This window comes from Sphingorhabdus sp., from assembly GCF_050921905.1.
Classification (GTDB): Bacteria; Pseudomonadota; Alphaproteobacteria; order Sphingomonadales; family Sphingomonadaceae; genus Sphingorhabdus_B.
In genome coordinates this window covers 554,457-580,660 of record NZ_CP050888.1, presented here as the reverse complement: position 1 = coordinate 580,660, position 26,204 = coordinate 554,457, and the positions used below count along the sequence as shown (strand labels likewise).

22 protein-coding genes, 1 tRNA gene and 1 other RNA gene are annotated in these 26,204 nt (G+C 55.1%); 4 read left to right on the top strand and 20 right to left on the bottom strand.

All coding sequences use genetic code 11. The annotated features are described in order from the left end of the window. Positions 1-10: 10 nt before the first annotated feature. The 8 genes from HEQ18_RS02820 to HEQ18_RS02785 form a co-directional block, all read right to left on the bottom strand. Positions 11-1,984: a TonB-dependent receptor family protein gene (locus HEQ18_RS02820; RefSeq protein WP_432815435.1), complete on the bottom strand. Its 1,974-nt coding sequence runs from the start codon at positions 1,982-1,984 to the stop codon at positions 11-13. A gap of 51 nt (positions 1,985-2,035) precedes the next feature. Next, positions 2,036-2,461 (bottom strand): hypothetical protein, encoded by a 426-nt coding sequence (locus HEQ18_RS02815; protein WP_432815434.1) that lies wholly within the window; start codon positions 2,459-2,461, stop codon positions 2,036-2,038. A gap of 6 nt (positions 2,462-2,467) precedes the next feature. Next, positions 2,468-3,001 (bottom strand): J domain-containing protein, encoded by a 534-nt coding sequence (locus tag HEQ18_RS02810; RefSeq protein ID WP_397604838.1) that lies wholly within the window; start codon positions 2,999-3,001, stop codon positions 2,468-2,470. Positions 3,002-3,052: 51 nt separating this feature from the next. After that, complete coding sequence (locus tag HEQ18_RS02805; protein WP_432815433.1) at positions 3,053-3,667, bottom strand: Yip1 family protein; 615 nt, start codon at positions 3,665-3,667, stop codon at positions 3,053-3,055. A 142-nt stretch (positions 3,668-3,809) separates the two neighbouring features. Continuing rightward, positions 3,810-4,189, bottom strand: an RNA gene (gene rnpB, locus HEQ18_RS02800) — RNase P RNA component class A. A gap of 6 nt (positions 4,190-4,195) precedes the next feature. Further along, positions 4,196-4,888, bottom strand: coding sequence for an N-acetylmuramoyl-L-alanine amidase (locus HEQ18_RS02795; RefSeq protein WP_397604840.1), 693 nt, complete (start codon positions 4,886-4,888; stop codon positions 4,196-4,198). Positions 4,889-4,990: 102 nt separating this feature from the next. Continuing rightward, positions 4,991-5,632 carry a histidine phosphotransferase family protein gene (locus HEQ18_RS02790; RefSeq protein WP_432815432.1) on the bottom strand — a complete coding sequence of 214 codons (642 nt, stop codon included), beginning with the start codon at positions 5,630-5,632 and terminating at the stop codon, positions 4,991-4,993. A 64-nt stretch (positions 5,633-5,696) separates the two neighbouring features. Then, complete coding sequence (locus tag HEQ18_RS02785; protein ID WP_432815431.1) at positions 5,697-6,098, bottom strand: Mov34/MPN/PAD-1 family protein; 402 nt, start codon at positions 6,096-6,098, stop codon at positions 5,697-5,699. A gap of 22 nt (positions 6,099-6,120) precedes the next feature. Between HEQ18_RS02785 and HEQ18_RS02780 the strand changes: the two genes are divergently transcribed. From HEQ18_RS02780 to mtgA, 3 genes are all read left to right on the top strand, one after another. After that, entirely contained in the window at positions 6,121-7,062 is a 942-nt protein-coding gene (locus tag HEQ18_RS02780; RefSeq protein ID WP_432815430.1) for an RluA family pseudouridine synthase, read from the top strand. A 73-nt stretch (positions 7,063-7,135) separates the two neighbouring features. Continuing rightward, positions 7,136-8,041, top strand: coding sequence for an RNA polymerase sigma factor RpoH (rpoH, locus tag HEQ18_RS02775; RefSeq protein WP_432815946.1), 906 nt, complete (start codon positions 7,136-7,138; stop codon positions 8,039-8,041). A gap of 51 nt (positions 8,042-8,092) precedes the next feature. Next, positions 8,093-8,794, top strand: coding sequence for a monofunctional biosynthetic peptidoglycan transglycosylase (gene mtgA / locus HEQ18_RS02770; RefSeq protein WP_432815429.1), 702 nt, complete (start codon positions 8,093-8,095; stop codon positions 8,792-8,794). A 50-nt stretch (positions 8,795-8,844) separates the two neighbouring features. Here mtgA and HEQ18_RS02765 read toward each other — a convergent pair whose 3' ends face one another. The 3 genes from HEQ18_RS02765 to HEQ18_RS02755 all read right to left on the bottom strand — a co-directional run bounded on the left by HEQ18_RS02765 (position 8,845) and on the right by HEQ18_RS02755 (position 13,784). After that, a complete protein-coding gene (locus tag HEQ18_RS02765; protein WP_432815428.1) occupies positions 8,845-11,484 on the bottom strand; it encodes a TonB-dependent receptor in 2,640 nt (879 codons plus the stop codon). A 261-nt stretch (positions 11,485-11,745) separates the two neighbouring features. Continuing rightward, the gene (clpX, locus tag HEQ18_RS02760) at positions 11,746-13,017 is read right to left on the bottom strand and encodes an ATP-dependent Clp protease ATP-binding subunit ClpX (protein WP_432815427.1); all 1,272 of its coding nucleotides are present in this window, start codon (positions 13,015-13,017) and stop codon (positions 11,746-11,748) included. A 134-nt stretch (positions 13,018-13,151) separates the two neighbouring features. Next, complete coding sequence (locus HEQ18_RS02755; RefSeq protein ID WP_295492237.1) at positions 13,152-13,784, bottom strand: ATP-dependent Clp protease proteolytic subunit; 633 nt, start codon at positions 13,782-13,784, stop codon at positions 13,152-13,154. Between the two features lie 239 nt (positions 13,785-14,023). Between HEQ18_RS02755 and katG the strand changes: the two genes are divergently transcribed. Beyond that, complete coding sequence (gene katG, locus HEQ18_RS02750) at positions 14,024-16,210, top strand: catalase/peroxidase HPI (protein WP_432815426.1); 2,187 nt, start codon at positions 14,024-14,026, stop codon at positions 16,208-16,210. A gap of 69 nt (positions 16,211-16,279) precedes the next feature. Here the strand turns inward: katG and tig are convergent, their stop codons facing one another. The 9 genes from tig to HEQ18_RS02705 all read right to left on the bottom strand — a co-directional run bounded on the left by tig (position 16,280) and on the right by HEQ18_RS02705 (position 26,102). Beyond that, positions 16,280-17,779, bottom strand: coding sequence for a trigger factor (tig, locus tag HEQ18_RS02745; RefSeq protein ID WP_432815425.1), 1,500 nt, complete (start codon positions 17,777-17,779; stop codon positions 16,280-16,282). Positions 17,780-17,873: 94 nt separating this feature from the next. After that, positions 17,874-17,958, bottom strand: a tRNA-Leu gene (locus HEQ18_RS02740). Between the two features lie 104 nt (positions 17,959-18,062). Beyond that, the gene (gatB, locus tag HEQ18_RS02735; protein ID WP_432815945.1) at positions 18,063-19,535 is read right to left on the bottom strand and encodes an Asp-tRNA(Asn)/Glu-tRNA(Gln) amidotransferase subunit GatB; all 1,473 of its coding nucleotides are present in this window, start codon (positions 19,533-19,535) and stop codon (positions 18,063-18,065) included. Next, a complete protein-coding gene (locus HEQ18_RS02730) occupies positions 19,526-19,978 on the bottom strand; it encodes a hypothetical protein (RefSeq protein ID WP_432815424.1) in 453 nt (150 codons plus the stop codon). Before HEQ18_RS02730 ends, gatB begins: the two co-directional genes overlap by 10 nt. Before the next feature lie 35 nt (positions 19,979-20,013). Beyond that, complete coding sequence (gene gatA, locus HEQ18_RS02725) at positions 20,014-21,498, bottom strand: Asp-tRNA(Asn)/Glu-tRNA(Gln) amidotransferase subunit GatA (RefSeq protein ID WP_432815423.1); 1,485 nt, start codon at positions 21,496-21,498, stop codon at positions 20,014-20,016. A 127-nt stretch (positions 21,499-21,625) separates the two neighbouring features. Continuing rightward, the gene (gatC, locus tag HEQ18_RS02720) at positions 21,626-21,913 is read right to left on the bottom strand and encodes an Asp-tRNA(Asn)/Glu-tRNA(Gln) amidotransferase subunit GatC (protein WP_295492228.1); all 288 of its coding nucleotides are present in this window, start codon (positions 21,911-21,913) and stop codon (positions 21,626-21,628) included. 142 nt (positions 21,914-22,055) lie between these two features. Then, positions 22,056-23,459, bottom strand: coding sequence for a glutamine synthetase family protein (locus HEQ18_RS02715; protein ID WP_432815422.1), 1,404 nt, complete (start codon positions 23,457-23,459; stop codon positions 22,056-22,058). A 4-nt stretch (positions 23,460-23,463) separates the two neighbouring features. Next, positions 23,464-24,831, bottom strand: coding sequence for an aspartate aminotransferase family protein (locus HEQ18_RS02710; protein ID WP_432815421.1), 1,368 nt, complete (start codon positions 24,829-24,831; stop codon positions 23,464-23,466). Continuing rightward, positions 24,828-26,102, bottom strand: a complete 1,275-nt coding sequence (locus HEQ18_RS02705; protein ID WP_432815420.1) for an NAD(P)/FAD-dependent oxidoreductase — start codon at positions 26,100-26,102, stop codon at positions 24,828-24,830. Before HEQ18_RS02705 ends, HEQ18_RS02710 begins: the two co-directional genes overlap by 4 nt. Between the last annotated feature and the right edge of the window lie 102 nt (positions 26,103-26,204).

The window sequence follows — 26,204 nt, the reverse complement described above, 5'->3', positions numbered from 1 at the left end:
GCCCTACCTCCTAAAACCGCGCACGAACGCCGCCATAAATGGCCCGGCGTTCCACGGGATAGTAAATGGCCGAAGCTGGCGTCGCCACGACCGCTGCCGACACGTCGCCAATGGCTTTCACGCCGGCCAAGTTTCGAGCATCGACGAATATATCGACACCGTTTTTGATGCGCGCGCCTGCGGACACGCCAAGCAATGTGTAACCGGCATTACGGGTTGTGTTCCGATAATCCGCCCAAGCACCTTGGGGCACCCATTCAACATTTGGCGAAATATGAAGTTTATCGCCGCCCAGCCGAAGCTCAGACCGCAGAACATGCTTCGGAACCACCGGAAGCCGGTTGTCGCCATATTGGGCATCCCCCACAAATCGAAAGTCCGAATATTGCCAGATTTGCCGAAAGCGCAGCCAATTGGTCGGCGTGGCGCTGAACGCAGCTTCGACGCCCTGATGACGTGTCTTGTCCGCGTTAAAGGTTGCCGCGGGGATGTCCGGTCCCACTGTAAACTGAAGCATCTCCCTTTTGATATTGGCGCGATAAACCGCCACATCCCAGCTTACCCACCCCAATGTCCCGCGCGTGCCAAGCTCCGTGGTCCACGCGGTTTGTTCACGCACCGGAACGAATGCCGCAATTTGTGCCAGTTCAACAAAGGTCGGGAATTCGGCTGATTTGCTGTAGTTCGCAAAAAACTGGATTTCGGCATCCGGTTCCCAAAGCACACCCATTTTTGGTGACACCGCATCAAACGACGCCTGCGCCTTTACCGCAGCGGGCACAATTTGCGATTGCTTGCGAAATCCGTCGGCGTAAATGCCGCCTGCGATCACGGTTAGGTTCTCGATTGGACTGACCCTGATTTCACCATAGATGTTGGTCGTGCGCGCCGTCTGATCAGCGTCAAATGTCAGCGCGCCACGCTTGCCGCTCAGGTTGACGAAACGCTTTGCGTCAATGCTCCCCCAACGCGATTCACCGCCCAATGTCATACTCCATACATCACCCGAGCGTTCGTAGCGGGCATATACGCCGCGATCGATCGACACCTGATCCACCACTTGAAAAATTGGATGATACAATTCCTTGGAATTCAAAAAGGCCCCGACATCCAAATGGCTGTTACCCCAATTGAACCGGGTCCTGTTCTGGATGCGGATCGAATCGATATCGCGCGCCTGATCACCGATAAAATTGCCACTGCGCGGGGCAGTCAATGCCGTTGCACGAGTCATCGCGCCCGGTAACTCCTGGTCCAACGTGGTAATGCTGCCATAAAATCGCGTGGATATGATATCCGAAATTTGTAAGCCGACGTTGCCGTGGAAACGGATAGAGTCCCGCCGCGCATGTTGGCGATCCCCCTTATGGCTATCCGCACTAATCGCGGCCCAAGCGTTGGCGTCTTCGTCACCTAGGCCGAACGATGCCAAGCCCCGATAAAAATCAAAGCTGCCTACATCACCGCGCAGGTAGAGACCCGCTGCATTATCCCCTGTTGGCGTTACACCATTAACCGCGCCGCCCAGCGTTCCGGAACCGAAGCGTAAGGCGTTTGCGCCGCGATATACTTCTAAATGGTCGAAGAATATCGGTTCAAGTTCCTGAAAGTCGCCATTGTCATCGGCAAGATTAATGGGAATACCGTCCTGCAATAACGTCAACCCGCGCATGTGAAACCCGCGCGACAGGCCAGAACCGCGAATGGAAATGCGGATTTCCTGCCCAAAGCGTGGTTGCGTATATACGCCGGGGGAAAAGGCCAATGTATCGCGCAACGACACAATAGTCTTATCCGCATAATCCTGATGACTGACAATATCGGTACCGCCTGCGGTCTGGTTTGCCGTGACTTCGGCTTGGTCGGCAGCGGCGCGACCAGTGACAATGATTGTGGCATCAGCAGCATCTTCAGCGGCTGCAGGGGTAATGATCGCACAAAAGCTGCACGCCGCACTGGCGCGCAAAATGGATAAAAATTTCATGATATTTTCCTAAATCTAACCGAGAAATGCGCTGCCAAGCAGCCCTTTGGTTTAGATATAAGAAGGTGGTCCAATCGCCGGAGGTGGCGGCGCGGCTAAGCCAGCGCCAACCGATACTTCGCGCTTGGCAAAAACGGGTATCGCCAGCGCAATAGGCGCCATGGCGATTTGCAAAGCCGTCGAAGGAAAATTCCCCGTAATAGCAGCACCGGCAAAGGCACAAGGTTGGTGTTCAACCGATTTGCCTTTTGATGGATCTTCCTTGTGCAACTTGCCCGTTTTATCCATCCAGACGGTTTGGGTATCCATGCCCGCACAGATGGTAAGCGCAAAACCACGTTCCGCTGACGGCATATAGCCGGACGGAATGATGACACGCATCGCCAATGCCATCAGTATAAATACAGCGGCAAAGTTCCGTAAAGGCGTCGAAGCGAGGTTCACCCGCGCCCTATAGGCGCGCAGATTCGTCCGCACAAGAGGCTACCCCTTCCACTCGCGGCGTTCTTCGGCGACGCGCAGGACGTCATATGCCGCCTGGCCTGCCTGAAACGCCTTTGCGGCATCGCCGTTGCCGGGGTTCACGTCAGGATGCGTTTCCTTGGCAATTTTGCGCCACGCCTTTTTCGCGTCCTCAAAAGTGGAATCGCTTTCGAGGCCTAATATATCCAGCGCGTGCATTTCATCACGGCTTCGGCTGCCATCGCCGGACCCTGCCCAGCCATAATGCGCGGATTCCTTATAACCCGAAGAATCCCGGCGCTCATTGGCCTCGCGCTCGTCGGCTTCCTCCTTGGTCAGGCCTTCAAAATAGTCATAACCGCGATTATACTCGCCCGCATGTTCTTCACAGAACATCCATCGTTCGGGATTGTTAGGGGATTTTGGCGCGGGGCAATTTCCAGCCTTGTTACAGCCATATCGGTCACACAGGCGCACCTGCTGCGCCTCGCTGCTGCTGCCATAGCCGCGCCAGCGGGGAAAACCCCAGTCATTTCGTCGCGTAGATCGCACCATGCCGCCGACTTAGCGGCGGCATGCGCATTTTGCTAGGGGCGTAAACGCAATTTATGCGCCGGACAGCGTGCTGGTCGCTCCGCCGAGGCCAGTGAAAGATTGTTGGACTATGTAAACGATAACCGACCCAACGAGATACGCCAAAATGACGACTACAGTCATCCCGGCGACTTTTTCTTTCGGAACCCTCAAAACGGGATGCAAACCCAAATAGATCAAGTACACCGAGTAAGCTAGGCCGCCGATATAGCCGATAAAACCCAAAAACGGGATTATCAAAAATATCGCAAAGACCCATGCAGGCGTGCCAGCATATATGATGAGTTTGGTCGCTTGTATCAGCTCATTACCGCCATTGAAACTTGGCGAAATGGCCTTCACCAAATAGGCCATTGCCATCAGCAACACCAATCCCAACACATAACCCATGACCATCTCCGTCACTAAATCGCTTGCCGTAAGCTCCACAGTCCCGCCCGCCACATATTCAGACAGCAACGAATTAAACAATACAGCTGCGGCGATCCCCATCAGCGCCGGTATCAGCGCCAAAGGCATTGCATAGCCCGTGAACAGCCTGCCAATAGTTGCTGGTTCGGCAGCAATGACATTCCATTCATCCGTCGGTTTGAAGATGATATTTTTGGCGCGTTCCACAATCGACATTGACTTAGCCCTCCAGACTTTGAATTGGCATGGAACAGAACATATTGGTGCCCATATGTAAATATTGACGTTAGCGTAAATTTGGGGGGAGGCATGCAAGCCGTCGGCGATATTGGTCGCGCGAACTTGCGCGCATGGGGTAAAAGCCAGAGGGTCTGTAAGCCGGGTTCTGTCCTCCACTTAAGCCGAAACCAAAGCGGATGTGCGACCATTCATCTAGGCGACGCATTGCTGCGGCACTCATGCAACCAACCCGGGCGACTGGCAGGAGGATGCCATATGCCGCCCCTATTCGGTTTTGCTCCCGGTGGGGTTTGCCATGCCATTTCTGTTACCAGAAACGCGGTGCGCTCTTACCGCACCGTTTCGACCTGGCCGCATCGAAATGCGGTGGACTATTTTCTGTGGCACTTTCCCTAAAATTGCTTTCGCCGGACGTTATCCGGCACCGTTCCTCGCTGGAGCCCGGACTTTCCTCCCCTTAGCAGTTACCCACTAAGCGGCGGTCGCCCAACCCTCTGGCATTGGTTAGATAACAGAACTGCCCTCAACAGCCAAGAGTAAGCTGAACAAGATAGCGCGACATTCCCCGTCGATTACGCCGTCGATGTTTGCGGGGCGAAACCGTCGCTGAAATGCCACTGTGGCCGCGCGGCCATCGGCTATGCCATAGCCATAACGTTCAAGTGCCAAAAGAAATGCGGCGTCCGGCCAGCCGGGGTCAACCAGATTTGCGCTTGGCCGCTGTATGGCAAGGCCAAGCCTGGCAAGCCGTTCCCAGTCAAAAAGCTCGCCCGGATCTCCTTTGCGGGCTGGTGCCACATCGCTATGCCCCACCACGTTGCGCGGTTCAATCCCATAGGTCCGGACTAATTCCGCAACCAATCGGGTCACTGTATCCATTTGCGCCTCAGGAAACGGGCGATAACCAAATTCGTGCCCGGGATTAACGATCTCAATGCCAATGCTGGCGCTGTTGCAATCGGTTACGCCGCGCCAATACGACAATCCGGCATGTTGGGCGCGTTGCTCCTCACGCACCATGTGCACCAGCTGCCCATCTTCATCGACCACATAATGCGCCGAAACCTTGGACGCCGGGTTCGCCAGCCAGTCAATAGCCGCCGCGCCCGACTGCATGCCAGTATAGTGCAGGACAAGCATAGTGATGGGCAGGCTTCGCTCGCCGAAATTGGGTGATGGGTTCCAGATCATAGTCATGACCGGACCATAGGTAAGTCGGGAGCGACGTGCAATATCAGGCCCGCACACTCCTTACGCCACGTCCTGTATGCGCGGTCCACTCTAGGTCCTACCTCTAGCTTAAACGCGGATCAGCGCGCCAATCAACAGATGTTCGGCATCGGGCTCTGCCAATTGCAACATACCACCACCTTGAACTGCCAACATATACGCCATCCATGCCGCCGCCGTGCGCGAGTCCACGGCTGCGGGGTCAAGCTGACCGGTCAGGGCCTCTCGAATAGCCGAATCCATGACGATTTTGGGTCCACTCGCCCGAATGACAATTTCCTGCTCGCCGGAGCGCGCTTCGGCGCCCACGGACAATGTCCCGCCACGCACCAACGCGTCATTGGCAAACAGAACGAGATTCAGCAATATTTTCGCTGCCCGTTTTGGCATCATCTCCGCAGGCACGGCCCACTCAAGTGCCGTGCGTCCGCTTGATGTCACCATCGGCTCAATCACCAATTTCGCCTCTTTGGGATCAACTTCAGCGCCAAACCCGCCTGCGGCACCAAAGGCCAGACGGAAAAACTTCAGCTTGTCGGCCGCCGCCTTTGCGCTCTCCGCCAGCAAATCCATGCACCGTCGCCGCATTTCGGGATCATGCTCATCCGCCAATAGCTCCAGGCCATTATTCATCGCGCCAACAGGGCTTAACAGGTCATGGCACAGGCGAGAACAAAGTAGGCTGGCAAAATCGATTTCGGTTTCGGACATTAAGAGATGTTCCAGATGGTATCGGGCGTGATGCCGTCGCTCATGAACCGAGTTGGCGGGTGTTTCAACCCTCTACCAATAACGTAACGGGCGTAAATCCGGTCACCCGAGCGCCTGCAATCACAGGCTGCCAAGCCGTGATCGCACGATCGGCAATGATGAGCCAAATATGATGGTCGGGTGCCGCGTATGCGACGTCGGTTGGCGACGGCGCGGCCACTCCATTGGGGTGCGAATGGAAAAATCCCAACACAGGAATTCCGCCGCTTCTCACGTCCTTACCTGCTGAGATCAATGTGGCCGGGTCAATTTCGAAATGCCTTGCAGGATCGGTAGCAACATTCTGCGCCAGCTCCACCGCGGCGACCCGATCCCCCTTCCCCCGCAATATACCGCAACACTCATGGTCCCGTGCGGTTTCAGCCCAGTCCAGAAGTTGTCGCCAGTCGCTGCTTGATAAATGCAAAGCCATCTCCCATGTCTACGAGATGCTTGGGGAAATTACCACATTTACAGGCGTTTTGGGTGCGGGGCGGCTGGATAGTGCGCTTACCGCAGCATTGCCGCAATTTTCACGCGCGCGCATTCAGGCTTTGATCGCTGATGCCGCGCTGCGCATCAATGGTCAGATTTTCGCCGACGCCGGCAGCAAGAAGATGTCGGGACAAAAGTTTGAACTTAACGTCCCTGCCCCGGTGCCCGACAAAGCAATGGCGCAGAACATCGCGCTCGATGTGGTTTTTGAAGATGAACATTTGATCATCATCAATAAGCCCGCCGGGCTCGTCGTACATCCTGCGGCGGGTCATAGCGATGGAACCCTCGTCAACGCGCTATTGCACCATTGCCACGGCAAGCTATCGGGCATAAGCGGGGTGCAGCGCCCCGGGATCGTCCATCGCATTGACAAGGACACGTCCGGGCTTTTGGTGGTCGCCAAAAGCGATGCCGCGCATGAGGGCCTGGCAAAACTCTTCGCCGCGCATGACATTGAACGCAAATATATCGCGATTGTAAACGGCATTCCCGCGCCACCTGCCGGAACCGTCCGCACACAAATTGGCCGTTCCACCACAAACCGAAAGAAAATGGCGGTGCTGCCCGAATCAAAAGGGCGCCATGCCGTCACGCATTACCGGATGGTTGAGGCCTTTGCCAAAACGGCGGTGGTCGAATGCACGCTGGAAACGGGGCGCACGCATCAGGTCCGCGTACATATGGCCCATATCGGCCATCCGCTCATTGGCGATAGCGTCTATTCTAATCGACAAAACCACTATAAAATTGGTCCAAATCAAGCCAAATTCGACCGGCAGGCATTGCATGCGGCCTCTTTGGGGTTTATTCATCCCATCACCGGCGGAACTTTACGGTTTGAAAGCAGTATACCAGAAGACATGCAGCTTCTGTTAAGCCAGCTTCAGTCATAAAAGTTACGAAGGGAACGCCGTACCATCGGGTGCTTGATGAGGCCCGAAGGAAGGCACAATGAAAGAGGAAAACATGTCTGTTAAAAAGAATGTTCCGGCTACGATACCTGCCCTTGGGGGGGACGCGAGCCTTAATCGCTACCTAAGCGAAATCCGGAAGTTTCCGATACTCAAGCCTGAGCAAGAATATATGCTTGCCAAGCGGTTGCAAGAACATGGCGACACCAAGGCAGCCGAACAGCTGGTTACGTCGCATCTGCGACTCGTATCGAAAATCGCCATGGGCTATCGCGGCTATGGCCTGCCGGTATCCGAGCTGATTTCCGAGGGGAATATCGGATTGATGCAGGGCGTAAAGAAATTCGACCCCGACCGCGGTTTCCGCCTCGCGACCTACGCGATGTGGTGGATCCGTGCGTCGATGCAGGAGTTCATCCTGCGTAGTTGGAGCCTCGTCAAAATCGGCACCACCGCCGCGCAGAAGAAGCTTTTCTTCAACCTGCGCCGCATGAAAAACAATCTTCAGGCCTTTGAAGACGGCGACCTGAACCAGGAAGCGTTGCGCAAAATCGCCACGGACCTCGGTGTTTCCGAAGAAGAAGTGAACAATATGAACCGCCGCATGGCGATGGGCGGCGATACGTCGCTTAACGTGCCCATGCGCGAAGATGGCGATGGGCAATGGCAAGACTGGTTGGTCGATGACACACCGTTGCAAGACGAGCGCGTGGCCGACGCACAAGAAGGCGACATGCGCCATGCCTTATTGTCCGAAGCGATGGGCAGCCTAAATGACCGCGAGAAGCACATATTGACTCAGCGCCGCTTGATCGAAGAACCGCAAACTCTGGAAGAGCTCAGCCAGACCTATAACGTCAGCCGAGAGCGTGTGCGCCAGATCGAAGTGCGCGCCTTTGAAAAACTGCAAAAGGCGATGCTGCGTATCGCGACTGAAAAACGGTTACTGCTCGCGTTTTAACTATCTGTAAAAACAGGTGACGGGCGCAAAGCACTGCGCTAGTTTTTGCAAATGACAAAAACCAAGCCTTCGCTTTCCGCCCGTGTCCTTCGTTCCAGCTTTAAGGGGGCACTGTACTTCATCGGCGGTAGCGTCGCGCTTACCGCCGTATATGCCGTCGTGCCTATCCCGACGACATTGACGATGTTGTTCGACAGCAACGGGGCAAAGCGCGACTGGACCCCCCTTTCCGACATTTCGCCAAACCTTGTGCGCGCAGTCATCGCCGCAGAGGACGGTAAATATTGCAGCCATGACGGCTTTGATCGCGACGCCATCGAAAAAGCCTTGGCACGTAACCAGCAAGGCGGCCGCATGCGTGGTGGTTCAACCATCAGTCAGCAAACCGCGAAAAATGTGTTCTTGTGGCAAGGGTCCGGCTGGACCCGCTATTTGCGCAAAGTGCCTGAGGTGTATTTCACGTTCCTGATCGAAAAAATCTGGGGCAAACGCCGGATCATGGAAGTATATCTGAACGTCGCGGAAACCGGCATTGGCACCTATGGTGCAGAGGCCGGGGCACAGCGTTATTACAAAAAATCCGCCAAGAACCTGACCCGCATAGAGGCAGCACGCTTAGCAGCAATCCTGCCCTTGCCCAAAAAGCGGGCAGTCAACGGCGTAGGCGGCTTTACCCGCCGCTATGGCAACAGCATCTCCGCCCGCATCCGCGTCGTCAAACGCGACGGCCTCGACGCTTGCATCTACACATAAAAAAAGGGCGGAGCCGAAGCCCCGCCCTGTTTTTGCCGAATGCTGCTCTATTAGAAGGCGAATGTAACTGTTCCGCTCACGGTGCGTGGTGCACCGATCTGAACGAAGCCGGGAACGCCATAAGTCGCAACACCGTTTGTGCGGTTGTACGATGCACTCTGCGCCAAGCCGCCGCCAAAACCGCCGACATAGAATTGGTCGAAGAGGTTGTAGACGTTGACTTGGAAGCGTGTCTTGTCGTTCAAGCCCAGGAAGCCAAGGTTGATGCTCGCATCAAGGTTGACCAACCAATAAGCAGGTGTAGCTTCGCCAAAGATTTGAGTCCGCGCCGTTGTACCCAAAGTGCCGGTTGGAACAGCGCCAGTTGGAATGAACGTTCCGGTGTAGGTTGCCTCCCCCGTGTCGAAGATGTTCCGTGGGCCAGTGCGCTTTGCAGTAATGCCAAGCTCAACTGGTCCAACTTCACCGCGCACGGTTCCACCGAATGAATATTTCGGCGAACCACCCTCACGCTGGCCAGCTGTCGCAGCAAAAACAGGCGTTCCGTTGGTGTTCTCACCAAATGCAACGTTGTTCTTGATTTCCGACTTCATGTATGACCCGAAGACATAGACGGCCAGTTCTGGAATTGGCTGATATGAAATCGAACCATCAACGCCATATTTGTCGACGTTGCCCAAGTTACGGTAAACATTCTGGTCTAGCTCTGGATCGTAAGCCGAGGCCAAACGGTTCTGGAACTTCGTCAACCAACCCGAAAGTTGTGCCTGAATGTTGCCCGAACGGTAACGAACGCCAACATCAACGCTGTCCGTCGTTTCCGGGGCAGGGCGCGCACGCGCGGTCGTGATCGGAAAGAAGAAAGCGTTGTACAAGCTGTCTGTACCTGGAACCGAAAGGCCCTGAGCAAAGCTTGCGAACATGCTGAATTCAGGTGTAAACTTGTAGTTGAAGCCTACGTTTGGCAAAACCTTGTCATATTTAAAGACGCGGTTTTGTGGACCAGCCTGCGTTGGGTTCAGCGTTGCGTTTAGAGTGTTCTGGCTCGCATCGCCGAAGCACTCAAGAAAGCCGCCAGCTGAGCTGGTGAAGCAATAGTTGGTCAGGTCGCGCTTGAAGAACGGTGCACGAACACCGGCTGTCACGACCAAATTGCTTTCCATGAATTCACCACGATATTCGCCCGAAACCTGCTGCAAAATTGCATAGGACAGACGGTTACGCTTTTGAAGCGTTACGCCGTTGGCAGCAATTTGCGGATTGTTAACGGGGAAAACGTCAAATGGTTCGCCATTAACGTCCAACAAGCCAACTTCGCCCGTCTGACGGTGACGTGCACGGTCAAAGGTGTAGGCAAGACGAACCGAATGCGCATCGTTGATTTCATAACGGAGCGAGCTGATGACGCCATAACGATGTGTTTGGGTCTGGCTTGGGGCAATCATGGTAACCTGATCAAGGATGTCGCCATCGCCGTTCAGATCCTTACCAAAGAATGGCGAACCCGAGAGGTATCCAGCTTGGCAGTTTACGCCAGCACCACTTACAACGGTCGTGCAGTTTGCTGCGCCGCCAGTCGGATCAATGTCACGACGTGCTTCACGTGCAGTAACGGTACCGCCGCCATTTGCCTTTACGTACTGATAACTTGGATCGACCGTCAACGTCAGCTTTTCACCGAAAGTGAATTTTGACGCACCACGGATGCTGCCCGTGTTTGACGGGTTATAGCGACGGTCGAATTCTGTGCCGCATGTTGTTGCCGACTGTGCAGTACCCGCAACTGGTGTTACCGTTGTCGTGCAAGGGAAGTTAATCAGATATTCCCGCTCATCATTATTCGCTGGGAAACGGTTGGACGAAGCGGCACCAACGACACGGCCGGCGTCGTTGCGCAATGGCAGCGAACCGAAGAAGTTGTTGCGGTTTTCGTTGTAGCTACCAGAAATCGCAATGAAGTCACCATCGCTGCCAATTGGCTGATAGATTTTTGCGTTATACTGCTGCTTGTCGACGACGCCGTAATTGTTGAACGGATTGTCGTTGCTTGCCATCGATGCCGAGAAAAATGCACGCGTTCCGAGCGATGTCAGATTACCGGTGTTTACAAGGCCAAATACGCGCATGAAGTTAAATTGACCGATTGAGCCCGAGAGCTTAACGCCAAAATCTTCAGTTGGTGTCAGTGTACGGTAGTTGACAGTGCCGCCAACGGCTGATGCCGTAGGGCTGTCAACATCGGTCGTGCCAAGGTTAACATTAACCTGCTCAATCAGTTCAGGATCAAGCTGTTGGTTCGAATAGATGGCGTAGTTGCCAGAGTCATTCAACGGGATACCGTCAAACGTCAGCGAGATACGCGACGAGTCAAAACCACGGATGTTCAGCGTGCCGCCCGACGAGCCATAAGCATCGTTATTCTGAAAGCTTACGCCCGGAATGACGTTGATGGTGTCGAGAATTGTCTGACCTGGGTTCTGACGTTCGATCAGCTCTTGCGTAAGAACTGCTTTTGCCTTGGTCGAGTCAGGTGCCTGAATTCCGGCAACGTCCTGCGAACGCGAACCGGAAACAACAATGACCTCTTCTTCGAAGTCTACTGAACCCGTTGACTGCGCGAATGCCGCGCTGGAAAAGCTGCAAATGGTAAGTGCGACAGCGCTTGCTGCAAGCTGGTAACGAATTTTCATGCTCTTAACCCCTATGATTTTCACATGCCGTAAGTTCGACAAATATTGGTTCTTGGCCGAATCACGCGAACGAAATGGACCTTGCGACCTCCCTTGGAACCCGTAAATGTCAGTAAAATGACAGTCGGCTCCGCAGATGGGGGGCCCTTAGCCGAGAGCGAGGGGCAAGCATAGTTTCGCACTGCACCAAATTGTGCAAAGCAGCATTCTTTCTTATTTTTTCGGCAAATGTGGCAGCTTTGCCACAGTGTCCCGTCCAAGTTAGGCGGCGTCTTCTTTGCTGGCCTTGACAGATTTGGCATATACCAAAACGGGCGTTTTGCGACCTTCGACCACGTCCTTGTCCACCACAACCTCGTCCACGCCGTCATAGGTCGGCAGGTCGAACATCGTATCGAGCAGAATCGCCTCAAGGATAGAGCGCAGCCCACGCGCACCGGTTTTGCGTTCAATCGCCTTCTTGGCAATGGCTTCCAACGCGTCATCGGTGAAGCTTAAGCCGACATCTTCCATTTCAAACAGCTTGCGATATTGCTTCACCAGCGCGTTCTTTGGCTCCGACAGGATTTTCACCAAAGCAGCGATGTCGAGGTCTTCAAGCGTGGCGGTTACCGGCAAACGTCCGACGAATTCGGGGATGAGACCAAATTTCAACAAGTCTTCAGGCTCTACCTGCTTAAGGATTTCGCCAGTACGACGCTCGTCCGGGTCGGCAACATGCGCGCCAAAACCAATAGACTTGCCCTCAAGCCGGTTCGAAATAATCTTTTCAAGCCCGGCAAATGCACCGCCGCAGATGAACAAGATGTTCGTCGTATCAACCTGCAGAAACTCTTGCTGTGGATGCTTGCGGCCGCCCTGTGGTGGGACGCTGGCCGTGGTGCCTTCCATGAGCTTGAGCAACGCCTGCTGAACGCCCTCCCCGCTGACATCGCGGGTGATGGAGGGATTTTCGGCCTTGCGGCTGATTTTGTCGATTTCGTCGATATACACGATCCCGCGCTGCGCCTTCTCGACATTATAATCGGACGCTTGAAGCAGCTTGAGAATGATATTCTCGACATCTTCACCGACATAGCCGGCCTCCGTCAAGGTCGTCGCGTCTGCCATCGTGAATGGCACGTCAAACGTCTTGGCGAGTGTCTGCGCCAGCAATGTCTTACCGCAACCTGTGGGGCCGACGAGCAGAATGTTGGACTTCGCAAGCTCAACATCCGCGCCCTTTGCGCCATGGTTGAGCCGTTTATAATGGTTATGCACGGCAACCGACAATACGCGCTTTGCCTGCGGCTGACCGATGACATAGTCGTCCAACACTTCGCAGATTTCCTGCGGCGTTGGCACTTCGCCCTCTTTACGGCCGTTCAACGCGCCCTTTGTTTCTTCGCGAATGATATCATTGCAAAGTTCCACACATTCATCACAGATGAACACAGTGGGGCCGGCGATCAGCTTGCGAACTTCGTGCTGCGATTTTCCACAGAAGGAGCAATAAAGAGTGCTTTTAGTATCTGAACCGCTCAACTTCGTCATAATATGTCCTGCTTACACGCTAATTTTAAACGCACATTATTGAACCGTCATCCTAAAGATGCGTTCCGATTTAGCAATAGCCCAATACGGACTGTGCCATGAAGGCAAATCTGCGAAATTCATCCACGATAGTATCAGCTTGCGTCGGCTTCGGCATTTGCCGGGCGCTTGTCAAATACCTCGTCTACAAGGCCGAAGGCTTTTGCTTCATCCGCTTCAAGGAAGGTATCGCGGTCCATCGCTTTTTCGATATCCTTCAATGGTTTACCTGTATATTTTGCATATAGGTCATTCATACGCTTGCGAATACGTAATATTTCATTTGCCTGAATCTGGATATCTGACGCCATGCCGCGTGCGCCGCCCGAAGGTTGATGCACCATGATACGGGAATTGGTCAAAGCGACGCGCATGCCCGGTTCGCCCGCCGCAAGCAGGAAACTGCCCATAGACGCCGCCTGCCCGATGCATACGGTGCCGACTTTCGGACGGATATATTGCATCGTGTCGTGTATCGCCATGCCCGCAGTGACCACACCGCCCGGCGAGTTGATATACATCCAGATGTCCTTCTTCGGATTGTCCGATTCGAGAAACAATAGCTGCGCGGTGATGACGGAGGCCATATTGTCCTCCACTTCGCCCGTCACGAAAATGATCCGTTCGCGCAAAAGCCGCGAAAAAATGTCCCAGCTACGCTCCCCACGGTTCGATTGCTCGATAACGACGGGGACCAAAGCTTGGACTGGATCAAAAGGAACGTGCATGAAATACCTCTAAGATGTTATGTTTATGCGTTACCGCCTACATCGGCTTGGGCAAGCAAAGTTTCAAGCACGAAAACGTTTTAGTTTGTGCACTTAATAATGCGTCGTCCGAAGTGGCCTGCTTTGAAAAAGCATAAAATCGATTAGTCTAGCTATTTACATTGGTTTGACCGATTATGTGGGAATGTTAATAAAAGTGTCGTGGGGTATTCCCCCCACCGAACTCAGAGGAATTAAGAATGGCAGATGCAGATCCCCGCGATGCTTGCCCAATGCGCTCGGGCGGCGAAATCAAAATGCGTTCGTTACTCGGACGACAGAATAAGGATTGGTGGCCGGCTGCGCTGCCGGTCGACATGCTTCATCAACATGGCATCTCTCCGGACCCGATGGGTGAAGATTTTGATTATACCGAAGCCTTCAAAAAGCTCGACTATCAAGCCCTGAAAAACGACCTCACTGCGTTAATGACCGATAGCAAGCCCTGGTGGCCAGCGGATTACGGTCATTATGGCCCGTTCATGATTCGCATGGCATGGCATGCCGCTGGCACGTATCGCGTGACCGATGGCCGTGGCGGTGCAGGAAGCGGACAGCAACGGTTTGAACCGCTGAATAGCTGGCCCGACAATGGCAACCTCGACAAGGCGCGCCGACTATTATGGCCGATCAAGCAGAAATACGGTTCGTCAATTAGCTGGGCCGACCTGTTCATTCTCGCTGGCAATGTCGCCATTGAAAGCATGGGTGGCCCCGTATTCGGGTTCGGCGGCGGGCGTAAAGACGTCTACCAATCAGAAGGTGATACATTCTGGGGCGCAGAGGAAATCTGGGTCAACGAAGGCGCAAAGACGCGTCTTGATGAAGAGAATGTTGAGCTGGAAGGACCACTTGCCGCGATTCAGATGGGCCTAATCTACGTCAACCCAGAAGGGCCAGGCGGCAACCCCGATCCGTTGCAATCTGCACGTGACATGCGTGCTACCTTTGCCCGCATGGCGATGAATTCGGAAGAAACCGTCGCGCTCACCGCTGGCGGTCACGCCTTTGGTAAGGCACATGGTGCAAAGCCGGGCGCAACCTTTGGTCATGCCCCTGCAGGCGAAGCCATTCACCAGCAGGGCTTTGGCTGGCTGACGGACGTTGATGAAATTGGAAAAGGCCACATCACGACCTCTGGCATCGAAGGCGCATGGTCGAACAACCCCACCCAATGGGGCGGCGATTATTTCCGTATCCTGTTCAAATATGATTTTGAACTCGTTCAGAGCCCCGCCGGTGCAAAGCAATGGCAGCCGATCAACCCTGATCCTGCGGATATGGCACCGGACGCGCGCGATCCGTCAAAGCGTGTACCAACGATGATGACCACCGCGGATATGGCGTTGAAGATGGACCCCGAGTTCCGAGCGATTTCGGAGAAATTCCGGGACGATCAGGCCGCATTGGACGATGCCTTTGCACGCGCATGGTTTAAGCTTTGCCATCGCGATATGGGACCAAAGAGCCTGTATCTCGGGCCTGAAGTTCCCGAAGAGACGCTGATTTGGCAAGATCCAGTTCCGGCTGGCACCGCGCCTTCGGATACGGATGTTGCGGCGTTCAAATCGGCGGTGCTCTCAAGCGGGCTGACAGTATCGCAACTGGTCAAGACAGCTTGGGCTTCTGCTTCGACCTATCGCAAGTCGGACAAACGCGGCGGCGCCAATGGTGCCCGCATCGCGCTTGCACCGCAGAAAGACTGGGACGTTAACGAGCCCGCTGAACTGGCAAAGGTTTTGGCAAAGCTCAACGCGCTTCGCGGCTCCATGAGCCTTGCCGACGCAATCGTGCTGGCAGGGTCAGCAGCGGTCGAAAAGGCGGCGAAGGCTGGTGGATTCGATGTGACGGTCCCATTCACTGGCGGTCGTGGCGATGCGACACAGGAATGGACCGATATCGAAAGCTTCCACTGGATGGAGCCGCAGGCCGATGGCTTCCGCAACTATCTCAAAACACGCCAACCGGTGAAGACTGAGGAGTTACTGCTCGATAGGGCGTCTCTGCTTGGTCTGTCAGGACCGGAGATGACAGTGCTCGTTGGCGGCTTGCGTGTTCTTGGTGCGAACCACGGCGATATCGCTGAAGGCGTGTTCACCACCCGCAAGGGCGAACTGACCAACGACTTCTTCGTAAACCTGTTCGATAACGAAACCTTCTGGGATCTGGTCGATACAGCGAGCGACGAAGCATTTATCGGCTACACAAGAGGCGGCCGGACCGAAAAGTGGCGTGCAACGCGCACTGACCTGATCTTCGGTTCAAACAGCCAGCTTCGCGCCACGGCTGAGGTCTATGCCGAGCGCGGTCACGAAGAAAAGTTCGTTCGCGACTTTGTAAAGGCTTGGGTCAAGGTCATGAACGCCGACCGCTTTGACCTGATGTAAATCGGACCTGTTAAAACAAGAAAGGCCCCGGAATCTCCGGGGCCTTTTTCTTTGTCCAAAGCTGGACAATTATTTCTTAGGCCCATCCTTTTTGGCAGGTGCCTTTTTGGCTGGCGCGGCTTCGGCATCCTTTTTAGGGGCGGCCTTCTTCGCAGCAGGCTTGGCTTCCTTGGCAGGCGCTTCATCTTTTGCGGCTGCCTTTTTGGCAGGTGCCTTTTTCTTGGCGGCAGGCTTTGCATCTGGTTCAGCTTCAATCGCTGCTTCAAGCACGTCCTTAGTCACGGTCTTGTCCGTCACGGTCGCCTTGTCGAATAGGAAATCGACTACCTTGTCTTCAAACATCGGCGCACGCAATTGTGCCGCTGCCATTGGGTTTTCCTGCAGATATTGCACGAAACGCTGACGGTCTTCAGGGCGATATTGCTGCGCAGCTTGCTGCACGAGCATGTTCATTTCCTGCGAACTGACTTCAACACCATTGGCTTGGCCAATTTCCGAGAGGAGCAAGCCTAAGCGAACGCGGCGGACGGCGATATCGCGATACTCTTGGCGCTCGGCTTCCATTTCCTTTTTCGCAGCTTCGGCATCTTCTTCGCGCGCCGCTTCCTGCTCCAATTGTGCCCAAATCTGTTCGAATTCGGCTTCGACCATCGAAGGTGGCACGTCGAACTCATGACCGGCGGCAAGCTGATCCAGCAACTGGCGCTTCATATAAGTGCGCGTCAGGCCGTTATGCTCTTGCTCAACCTGAACCTTCATCAGTTCGCGCAATTTGTCTATGCCGTCCAGGCCGAACATCTTGGCAAGATTGTCATCCGCCTTAGCTTCAACGGGCTTGCGCACTTCGTTGACGACGATGTCAAAAGTTGCCGCCTTACCCTTCAGGTTTTCAGCATTATAATCGTCTGGGAAGGTTACATTCAGAACCTTTTCGTCATTGGCTTTCACGCCAACCAACTGGTCTTCGAAACCGGGGATCAACTGACCCGAGCCAAGCTCAACGGCCATGCCTTCGCCCTTACCGCCTTCGAAAGGCACGCCGTCGAGTTTGCCTTCAAAATCGATGACGACGCTGTCGCCCATTTTGGCAGCATATTTCTTGTCGGCTGCTTCAAAGCTCTTTTGCCCTTCGGCAAGCTTCAAGATCGATTCATCGACTTGCGCGTCGCTCACTTCTACAGTCAGGCGGTCAAGCGTGATGCCGTCAATAGACGGCGCGGCAATCGCAGGCAGTATTTCCAGATGGAAATCGACAACCGCGTCTTTGCCCGGCGCATAATCTTCACCGAGATGCACATGCGGCTGAGTCGCTGGACGCAATTTGTTATCCGAAATCGCCTTTTGCACGCCTTCTTGAATCGAGCTGTTCAGCGCGTCCTGAAGGAGCGAATCCTTATGCATCTTCTTGACCAGATTGGCGGGAACCTTGCCGGGACGGAAGCCGGGCATACGCACTTGAGGCGCAATTTTCTTCACCTCGGCATCGATGCGGGATTCAACATCCTTGGCGGAAATCGTCATGCGATAAGCGCGCTTCAGGCCTTCATTCTGTGTCTCGACGGTCTGCATGTTTTCTTCTCTATCTACGACAGGCCCGCTGGCCTGCCAAAAACTGTTAAATGGCTCTCGGGTTCAACGACAGCCGGGAACGTCCCCTTTTTCGTGGTGCGGGCGAAGGGACTCGAACCCCCACACCTTGCGATGCCAGAACCTAAATCTGGTGCGTCTACCAATTCCGCCACGCCCGCTTACGAAAAGCTGCCGTTTAACAAACGACGGGAGCCTCTAACGGGAAAGCCGCTGCGGGGCAAGGGGAGAAGCGGCGAAACCACCGCACCCCCGCACCGCCCGATTACCCTAAAGCCTTTTTCAACAAATCATTAATGATTTGCGGATTGGCCTTGCCCTGCATCGCCTTCATGGTTTGGCCTACGAAGAAGCCAAACAATTTGTCCTTGCCGGAACGATATTCAGTTACCTTGTCCTCGTTCGCGGCCATGATCTTGGCAATTTCCGCCTCAATCGCGCCGGTGTCGTTGGTTTGCTTCAAGCCCTTTTCCGCGACGATGGCCGATGCCGCCTGCCCCGTTTCGAGCATGATCTCAAAAACCTGCTTGGCGATGCTGCCGCTGATGGTGCCATCGGCGACAAGGCCAAGCAATTCGGCGGCTTGCTTTGGATTGACGGGGCTTTCGTCGAGTGTTTTGCCGAGCTTGTTGAGCGCGCCGAACAATTCGGACATCAACCAGTTGGAGCCTTGCTTGGCATCGACGCCTTCGGCCAGCAAATCTTCAAACCAGAATGCGGTTTCGGCCTCTGCGGTCAGGACGGCGGCGTTGTAGGCCGTCAGGCCCATCGCCTCATAGCGCGCGCGCTTCGCATCGGGAAGCTCGGGCAAGGACGCACGGCATTCCTCCAAAAACGCGTCATCCAGTTCCACCGGCAACAAATCGGGGTCGGGGAAATAGCGATAATCATGCGCGTCCTCTTTCGACCGCATCGAACGTGTTTCCATTTTGTTGGGGTCGAACAGGCGCGTTTCCTGCACCACCGCGCCGCCGCTTTCGATCAGGTCGACCTGACGCTGCGCCTCATATTCAATCGCTTGCATCATGAAGCGGATCGAGTTGACGTTCTTGGTCTCGGTACGCGTGCCAAGCTTTCCGCCCGGTTTGCGCACCGACACGTTGACGTCGGCGCGCATCGAGCCTTGCTCCATATTACCATCGCACGATCCGACATAGCGCAGGATCGAGCGGAGTTTTTTCAGATAAGCGCCTGCCTCTTGCGGGCTGTTCATATCGGGACGCGAGACGATTTCCATCAACGCGACGCCCGAACGGTTAAGGTCGACGAAAGACATCGTCGGATGCTGGTCATGCATCAACTTGCCCGCGTCTTGTTCAACATGGATGCGTTCAATGCCGATTTTCTTGACCGCGCTATCAGGGTCTTTTTCGTTGAGCGTAACCTCAATCTCGCCCTCACCCACTATCGGGTGATAGAGCTGCGAAATTTGGTAGCCCTGCGGCAAATCGGCGTAGAAATAATTCTTGCGGTCAAAGCGCGACAAGCGGTTGATCTGCGCGTTAATGGCCATTCCGGTACGCACCGCCTGACGCAGGCATTCGCGGTTGGGCACGGGCAACATGCCCGGCATCGCCGCGTCGACAAGGCTGACATGGCTGTTCGGTTCAGCACCAAACTCGGCAGATGCGCCCGAAAAGAGTTTCGATTCACTCGTTACCTGCGCATGGACCTCAAGGCCAATCACGACCTCCCATGCGCCGGTGTTTCCCTGGATGCGGTATTCGCTCATTTCAATAAATCCCAAGCTTCTCGATATTCGGCAAACTTGTGCTGATACCCATATCCACAGTCAGTTGCCTTGTCCTCCCCATAAAAACAGAGATTTCTCATCCCCTGCTCTGGCTTTCTAGGTGTTCCATCTCTTTTTGGATGCGAGACGTAAAAAGCGTGGTCGCTTTGCAACGCATTCAACAGAGTGCCCGTAGGAACGATATATACATCACGTTCACGCAATCCGTTTCCGATATCCACAATTGCAACAAAGTCGTCTTTATCTTGCTGGTCCAAAAAAATGAGCCCCGACTTCTTCACCGTCCAAACCGCACTATGATTTGAAGTGGTTTTTACCCTTATTAGTGTCGATCTGCCTGATCCTGCCCAAAGGGTTGACACGTCAAATGCTGGATTGCCTCGATCAGCCATGAATGCGTGAAACCCGTGATAAATGAGTTCTGCCATTATGATGTGCTCGCCAAGATTCCCCTTTGCGCTGCTCACCACCACTGCTCCGCTTCCGCCGTAAAGCCGGATCGCTGCTCAATCGCGAGGCCAGCGTTCAGCACCGCCTGTTCATCAAGCGCCTTACCTATAATCTGAAGCCCCAAGGGCAGGCCTTCTTTGCTTAGACCACCGGGAACCGACATGGCTGGTAAACCAGCCAGCGAGGCGGGGACCGCAAACACGTCGTTCAGATACATGGACAGCGGGTCGGCGTTTTTCTCGCCCAGCCCAAACGCAGCGCTTGGTGCGGTTGGCGCGAGGATGAGGTCACAGCTTGCCCAAGCATTTTCAAAATCGCGCGCGATCAAGGCGCGGACCTTTTGCGCTTGTGTGTAATAAGCGTCGAAGAAACCGGCGCTCAACACATAAGTGCCGATCATGATACGGCGGCGGACTTCTTCGCCAAAGCCAGCGGCGCGGGTCGCGGCATACATGTCTTGCAAGCCAGCACCCTCCGGCAAGTCGCGCAGACCGAAGCGCACACCGTCATAGCGCGCAAGGTTCGATGACGCTTCTGCAGGGGCGATGATATAATAAGCTGGCAGCGCATATTTGGTGTGCGGCAGGCTGATATCGACGATTTCCGCGCCCGCATCCTTCAACCAAGCGATGCCATTGTCCCACATACTGGCGATATCTTCGTCAATACCGTCGAGGCGATATTCCTTGGGGATGCCAATGCGCTTGCCCTTCAAGTCGCTGTTCAGGCCAGCCTCCCAATTAGGCACGGGCAAATCGAGCGAAGTCGAATCCTTAGGGTCAAAACCCGCCATCGCCTCCAACATGATCGCGCAATCGCGCACGTCGCGCGCCATGGGTCCAGCTTGGTCCAAGGAGCTTGCAAAGGCGACAACGCCCCAGCGCGAACAACGGCCATAGGTTGGCTTGATACCGCTAATGCCCACAAAGGCCGCAGGCTGACGAATCGAGCCGCCGGTATCGGTCCCCGTCGCCGCAGGGCATAAACGCGCGGCGATGGCCGAGGACGAACCGCCAGACGATCCACCGGCCGCTAATGCGGTATTGCTGCCGTCATTGCGACGCCACGGCGAGATGACATTGCCGAAGTAACTGGTCTCATTCGACGAACCCATCGCGAACTGGTCCATGTTCAGCTTACCGAGCATCCCTGCCCCAGCCTTCCAAAGATTCGCAGAGACGGTCGATTCATAGGTCGGCACAAAGCCTTCCAATATGTGGCTTGCGGCGGTTGTCTGCACGCCTTGCGTGCAGAACAAATCCTTCATGCCAATCGGCACGCCCGCCATTTTACCCAGCGGCTTGCCAGCAGCACGGTCGGCATCGACGGCCTGCGCCGCCTCTATCGCCTTTTCCGGTGTTTCCACGATGAAAGCGTTGAGCGCTTTTGCCTTAGCGACGTTTGCGTTGAAAGCAGTAGCGACTTCAACAGCCGAGAAATCACCAGCGGCGACGCCTGAGCGGATCGCAGCTACCCCGAGTTTTGTAAGCTCACTCATTCGACCACTCCGTCATGCTGAACTTGTTTCAGCATCCATCGTGCAGCACGACCAGAGCTTGAAAGGATGGATAGACCCTGAAACAAGTTCAGGGTGACGGAAGGGTAGGAAGTCAAGTGGCGTTCCATCATTCAATCACCTTCGGTACGCCAAAGAAGCTGCCTTCCTTGGCTGGTGCATTGGCGAGCACTTTGTCGCGCACGTCGCCATCGGTCACAACGTCATCGCGCAGGCGCAGCTTATTGGGGATGACCGCCGTCATCGGCTCAACGCCGGTGACGTCGACCTCTCCCAATTGCTCCACCCAGGCCAAAATGCCATTGAGCTCGCCGACCATCTTGTCAGCCTCAGCATCGCTAATCGCGATACGCGAAAGCCGTGCGATTTTGTTCACGGTATCTTTATCTACAGACATGCTATTCCTTGTGGTCGGAATCGACAAGCGATCCCTTCGTGCCGCTAGCATTGCGCCTGCATTGCTTCAACGGAAAAGCTTAGAGTCAGGGACGCTTAAATTCGCCTTCGAGGCGTCAAAATGGATTTAAGTGATCCTGAACCTACGCGTTGCGCAAATACCAGTCATAATCAATGCTGGGCACTTGTCCGAAATAGCGGTCCTGCTCCACGCGCTTTACGATGGTGAACATGTCAACAAAGCGGTCGCCCAGATACTCCCGCAGCAATTTGGAGCCGTGGAACCGGTCGACTGCGGCAAACCAATTGCTTGGCGGCTTGTCATCGCCTGACCCGTCACGGTCATAGCCATTGCCCACAACCGCTGGGCCGGGGTCAATCTGGTTTATGATACCATGATGCATACCCGACAATACGCCAGCCACCGCAAGATATGGGTTGGCGTCGGCCCCGCAGGCGCGATGTTCGACATGGCGGCTTGATGGCGGACCGGCCGGAACACGGAAGGATACAGTGCGATTATTGACGCCCCAAGTGGGGGCAACCGGTGCGTAGCTGTTTGCTTTAAACCGGCGGTAGCTATTCGCATGCGGCGCAAAAAGCGCGAAGCAATCGCCAACGCTGGCGATCATCCCGCCTATGGCATGGCGTAACATAAGCGTGCCTTCGGGATCGTCAGCGGCGAAGAGGTTATTGCCGTCTTTGTCGTTCATCGACACGTGAATATGCATGCCGGATCCTGCCTGTTCGGCAAATGGCTTTGCCATGAACGTCGCCTCAAGCCCGTGCGCCTGCGCCACCGCCTTCACGACGCGTTTGTACATGATCGCATCGTCACAGGCGCGCAGCACATCGGGCTTGTAGCGCAAGGTCAACTCGCACTGGCCCGGCGCAAATTCGGATATGGCAGACTCCAACGGAAGCCCCTGAATATCGCAGGTTTCGTATAATTCGTCGAAAAAGGGACGGAAATCGTCGAGCTCGCGCAGGCCATAGACTTCGACCATCTGCGGGGTTTCACCACTATATTCTGGTCGCGCGGGACGGATAGACCCATCGCGTGCACGCTTTGGATCCAGCAAGTAAAACTCAAGCTCCACCGCCAAAGCGGGCGTCAGGCCCATTTCGGCAAAACGATCGACGACAAGGCCAAGGACATGGCGCGGGTCAAGGTCGTGCGGTTGGCCATCCAGTTCATAAAAATCGACCATGAATTGCGCCGCATTGTCGCCCGCCCAAGGGGTGCGGACCAACGTGCCGGGAATTGGCTTCATCGAACGGTCGGCATCGCCATCTTCCCACACCAGACCCGTTTCGACCGTGTCCTGCCCGGTGATATCGACCACAGCGATGGAGCCAGGGAAAAAGCGGCCGATTTCATAGACGGACAACACTTCATGTTGGCGCAGGCGCTTGCCGCGCGGGACGCCGCCAAAGTCGGTGTAGATCATCTCGATAGAATCGATATCAGGATGCGTCGCAAAAAACGCCTCTGCCTCGCTACGCGGTGCGATGGTCGCTGATGATATTGCGCGTTTGATTGTCATGATGTCACTTCCGTCCGCCCGAATTTTCAAATGCTAATAGCTCAGTCAGCGCATTGTTCAACTCTGCCACGAGGCGGTCAACCTGCGCGGCTTGCGTCACCGGGCTGACCAGCATCATATTATGGAATGGCGCGAGCAAGATACCGCGATTGGCGAGATAAAGGTGGATCGAGCTTTCCAATTCATGGTCCATCACTGCGCGCGCTTCACTACCATTGCGCGGCGGGGTGGCCGAACAGACCAATTCAACGCGCGCGCCAACATGGCTGACATGCCAATCCAGCCTGTGCGCGGCAATCACCGCGTTCAATTGCGCCACCAGCCTGTCGGTAATCGAGAGCATATGGGCATAAGCATCTCGCGTAATCACCTGCCCCAACATCGCGTGCATCGCGGTAATAGCAAGCGCATTGGCCGATAAGGTCGTGCCTATACCGCTATGCCCCGGTGGACGCGACGCGTTCACCGCCGCCATCCGTTCGGCAATTTCCGCCGTAAAGCCGTAAACCGCGCACGGCACACCGCCGCCGATGGATTTACCTACGACCAATATGTCGGGCTTTGGGCCATGCGTGTTGCTGTGTCCGCCATAGCCGGATGAAATGCTATGCGTTTCGTCCAGCACCAAAATCGTGCCGGTTTGATCGCATAGCTGGCGCAATTCTGTCAGGAACCCCGGCGCATCGCGCACCATACCGATGTTGGTCATCAACGGTTCGGCCAAGACGCAAGCGATATCGCCGCCGCGCAAAGCGGTCGTCAGCGCGTCCACATCGTTAAATTCGATTGTAACAGTCGTTGGCAGCAAGTCCTGCACTTGCCCTATCAAGCTTGGCCGGTTGACGGCACGGCCCTCGCGCAAGTCAACGAAAACATCATCAACCGCGCCATGATAGCAGCCGTTGAAGACCAAAATCTTGTCGCGTCCCGTCATCGCGCGGCACCAACGAATGACGGCGCGATTGGCTTCGCTCGCTGTTGTCGTCACTTGCCACTGCGGCAGGCCGAACATGTCGGCGAGCATATTGCCCAATTCTGTGCCCTTCGCGGTGGGCAGCATATAGCTTAAACCTTGGCCTGCTTGTTCGGCTATGGCCTTGGCCAGCGGCGCTGGCGAGTGGCCAAACATGCTCGCCGTATCGCCAAGGCAGAAATCATCGAAGACCTGCCCGTCAATGCTCGTCAGCGTCGCGCCAGAAGCCGCCTGAGCGACGATCGGGAATGGGGTGGGCCAATCGAGCATCCAATGAAACGGAACGCCTTGGAACCAGCCCTGCGACTTTTCTGCCTGCGCCTTGGATTTCGGTTTAGCCGCGATGAAGAGCGCGACTTCGCGTTCGCGCATGTTGCTTATGGCTTGGCGGTCGATCATAAACGGTCTAGCATCGCATAATAGAGCAACCCAAGCGTCGCCAATGGCCGCGCGAGCCATTTCCCGCCGGGAAAGCGAATGTGCGGTAAGTTCGCGAAAACATCAAAGCGTGACATTGTGCCAACCACCGCCTCTGCCATCAATTCCCCCGCCAGCGTCGTGACCAGCGCGCCATGGCCAGAAAAACCGTGGGCGTAAAACAGATTTCCCTTGCGGCCCATATGCGGCAGCCGGTTCATGGTAACGCCAACGGCACCGCCCCAGGCATAATCGATGGGAACATCGCTGAGTGAGGGAAACACCTCAGCAATGTGCTTACGCACAAACGCGCCAATGTCAGTAGGTGGCGTCTGCACATATTTTTCACCACCGCCAAAAATAAGGCGTTTGTCGGCAGAGAGGCGGAAATAATTCAAAACAAAACGACTGTCCGCTACCGCGGCGTCGCTGGGGAACAACTGGTCGGCATCAGTCAGTGGCGCAGTCGCGATATTATAGTTCATGATTGGGACGGTGTAGCTGCGCAATTCCGGCGCGATACCACCCGTCCAAGTGTCGGCTGCCATGATGACATGCTTAGCGGTCAAAGTTCCCCCCCCTGACCGTATCTCGACATGTGTTCCTGTATCGACAGGTGTTTGGGCCGCCGTATTTTCATATATCCGCACGCCAGCCTTTTGCGCCGCTTGTGCAAGCCCAAGCGCGTAATTCAAAGGATGGAAATGCCCGCCTTGGGGGTCATAAATACCGCCGTGATAACCACCGCCGTTGATATGGCGCCCGATATCCTGTGGCTGGACAATCTGCGCCTCCCAACCAAAATGCTGTGCCAAAAATGCGGCATCGCGCTGCATCGCATCGAAATGCGCTGGCCTGTAGGCCGCTTCCAAATGCCCCGCTTTTGCATTACACTGAATATGGTGCTCGGCAATACGGTGCTTGACCCGGTCGACCGCACCATAAGCCAAATCGAATATAGCCTGCGCGCGTTCGCGGCCAAACTCTGCGTCGATTTCCTGCATCGACCAGCGCAGGCCAGGGATGAGTTGACCACCATTGCGGCCTGATGCACCAAAGCCAATGGTCTGGGCCTCAAGCAATATAACCGAAAGTCCTTTTTCGGCACAGGCCAGCGCGGCGGAGAGGCCAGTAAATCCTCCGCCAATAACGGCTACATCACAGTCTTCTGCACAAGCCAACGCAGCTTGCGTTTCCCAAGCTTGTGCGGTCGCGGCGTAATAGCTTTGGTTGAGGTCACTCGACCCGCTCATTTTCATTCGTCACCCAGAGCTTTTTTCACCTCTGGTGACTGGCGTTCCAGGGTCCATTTATCCGCAAAGGGCGATGGTCGGCTTTGCGAAATGGATGCTGAA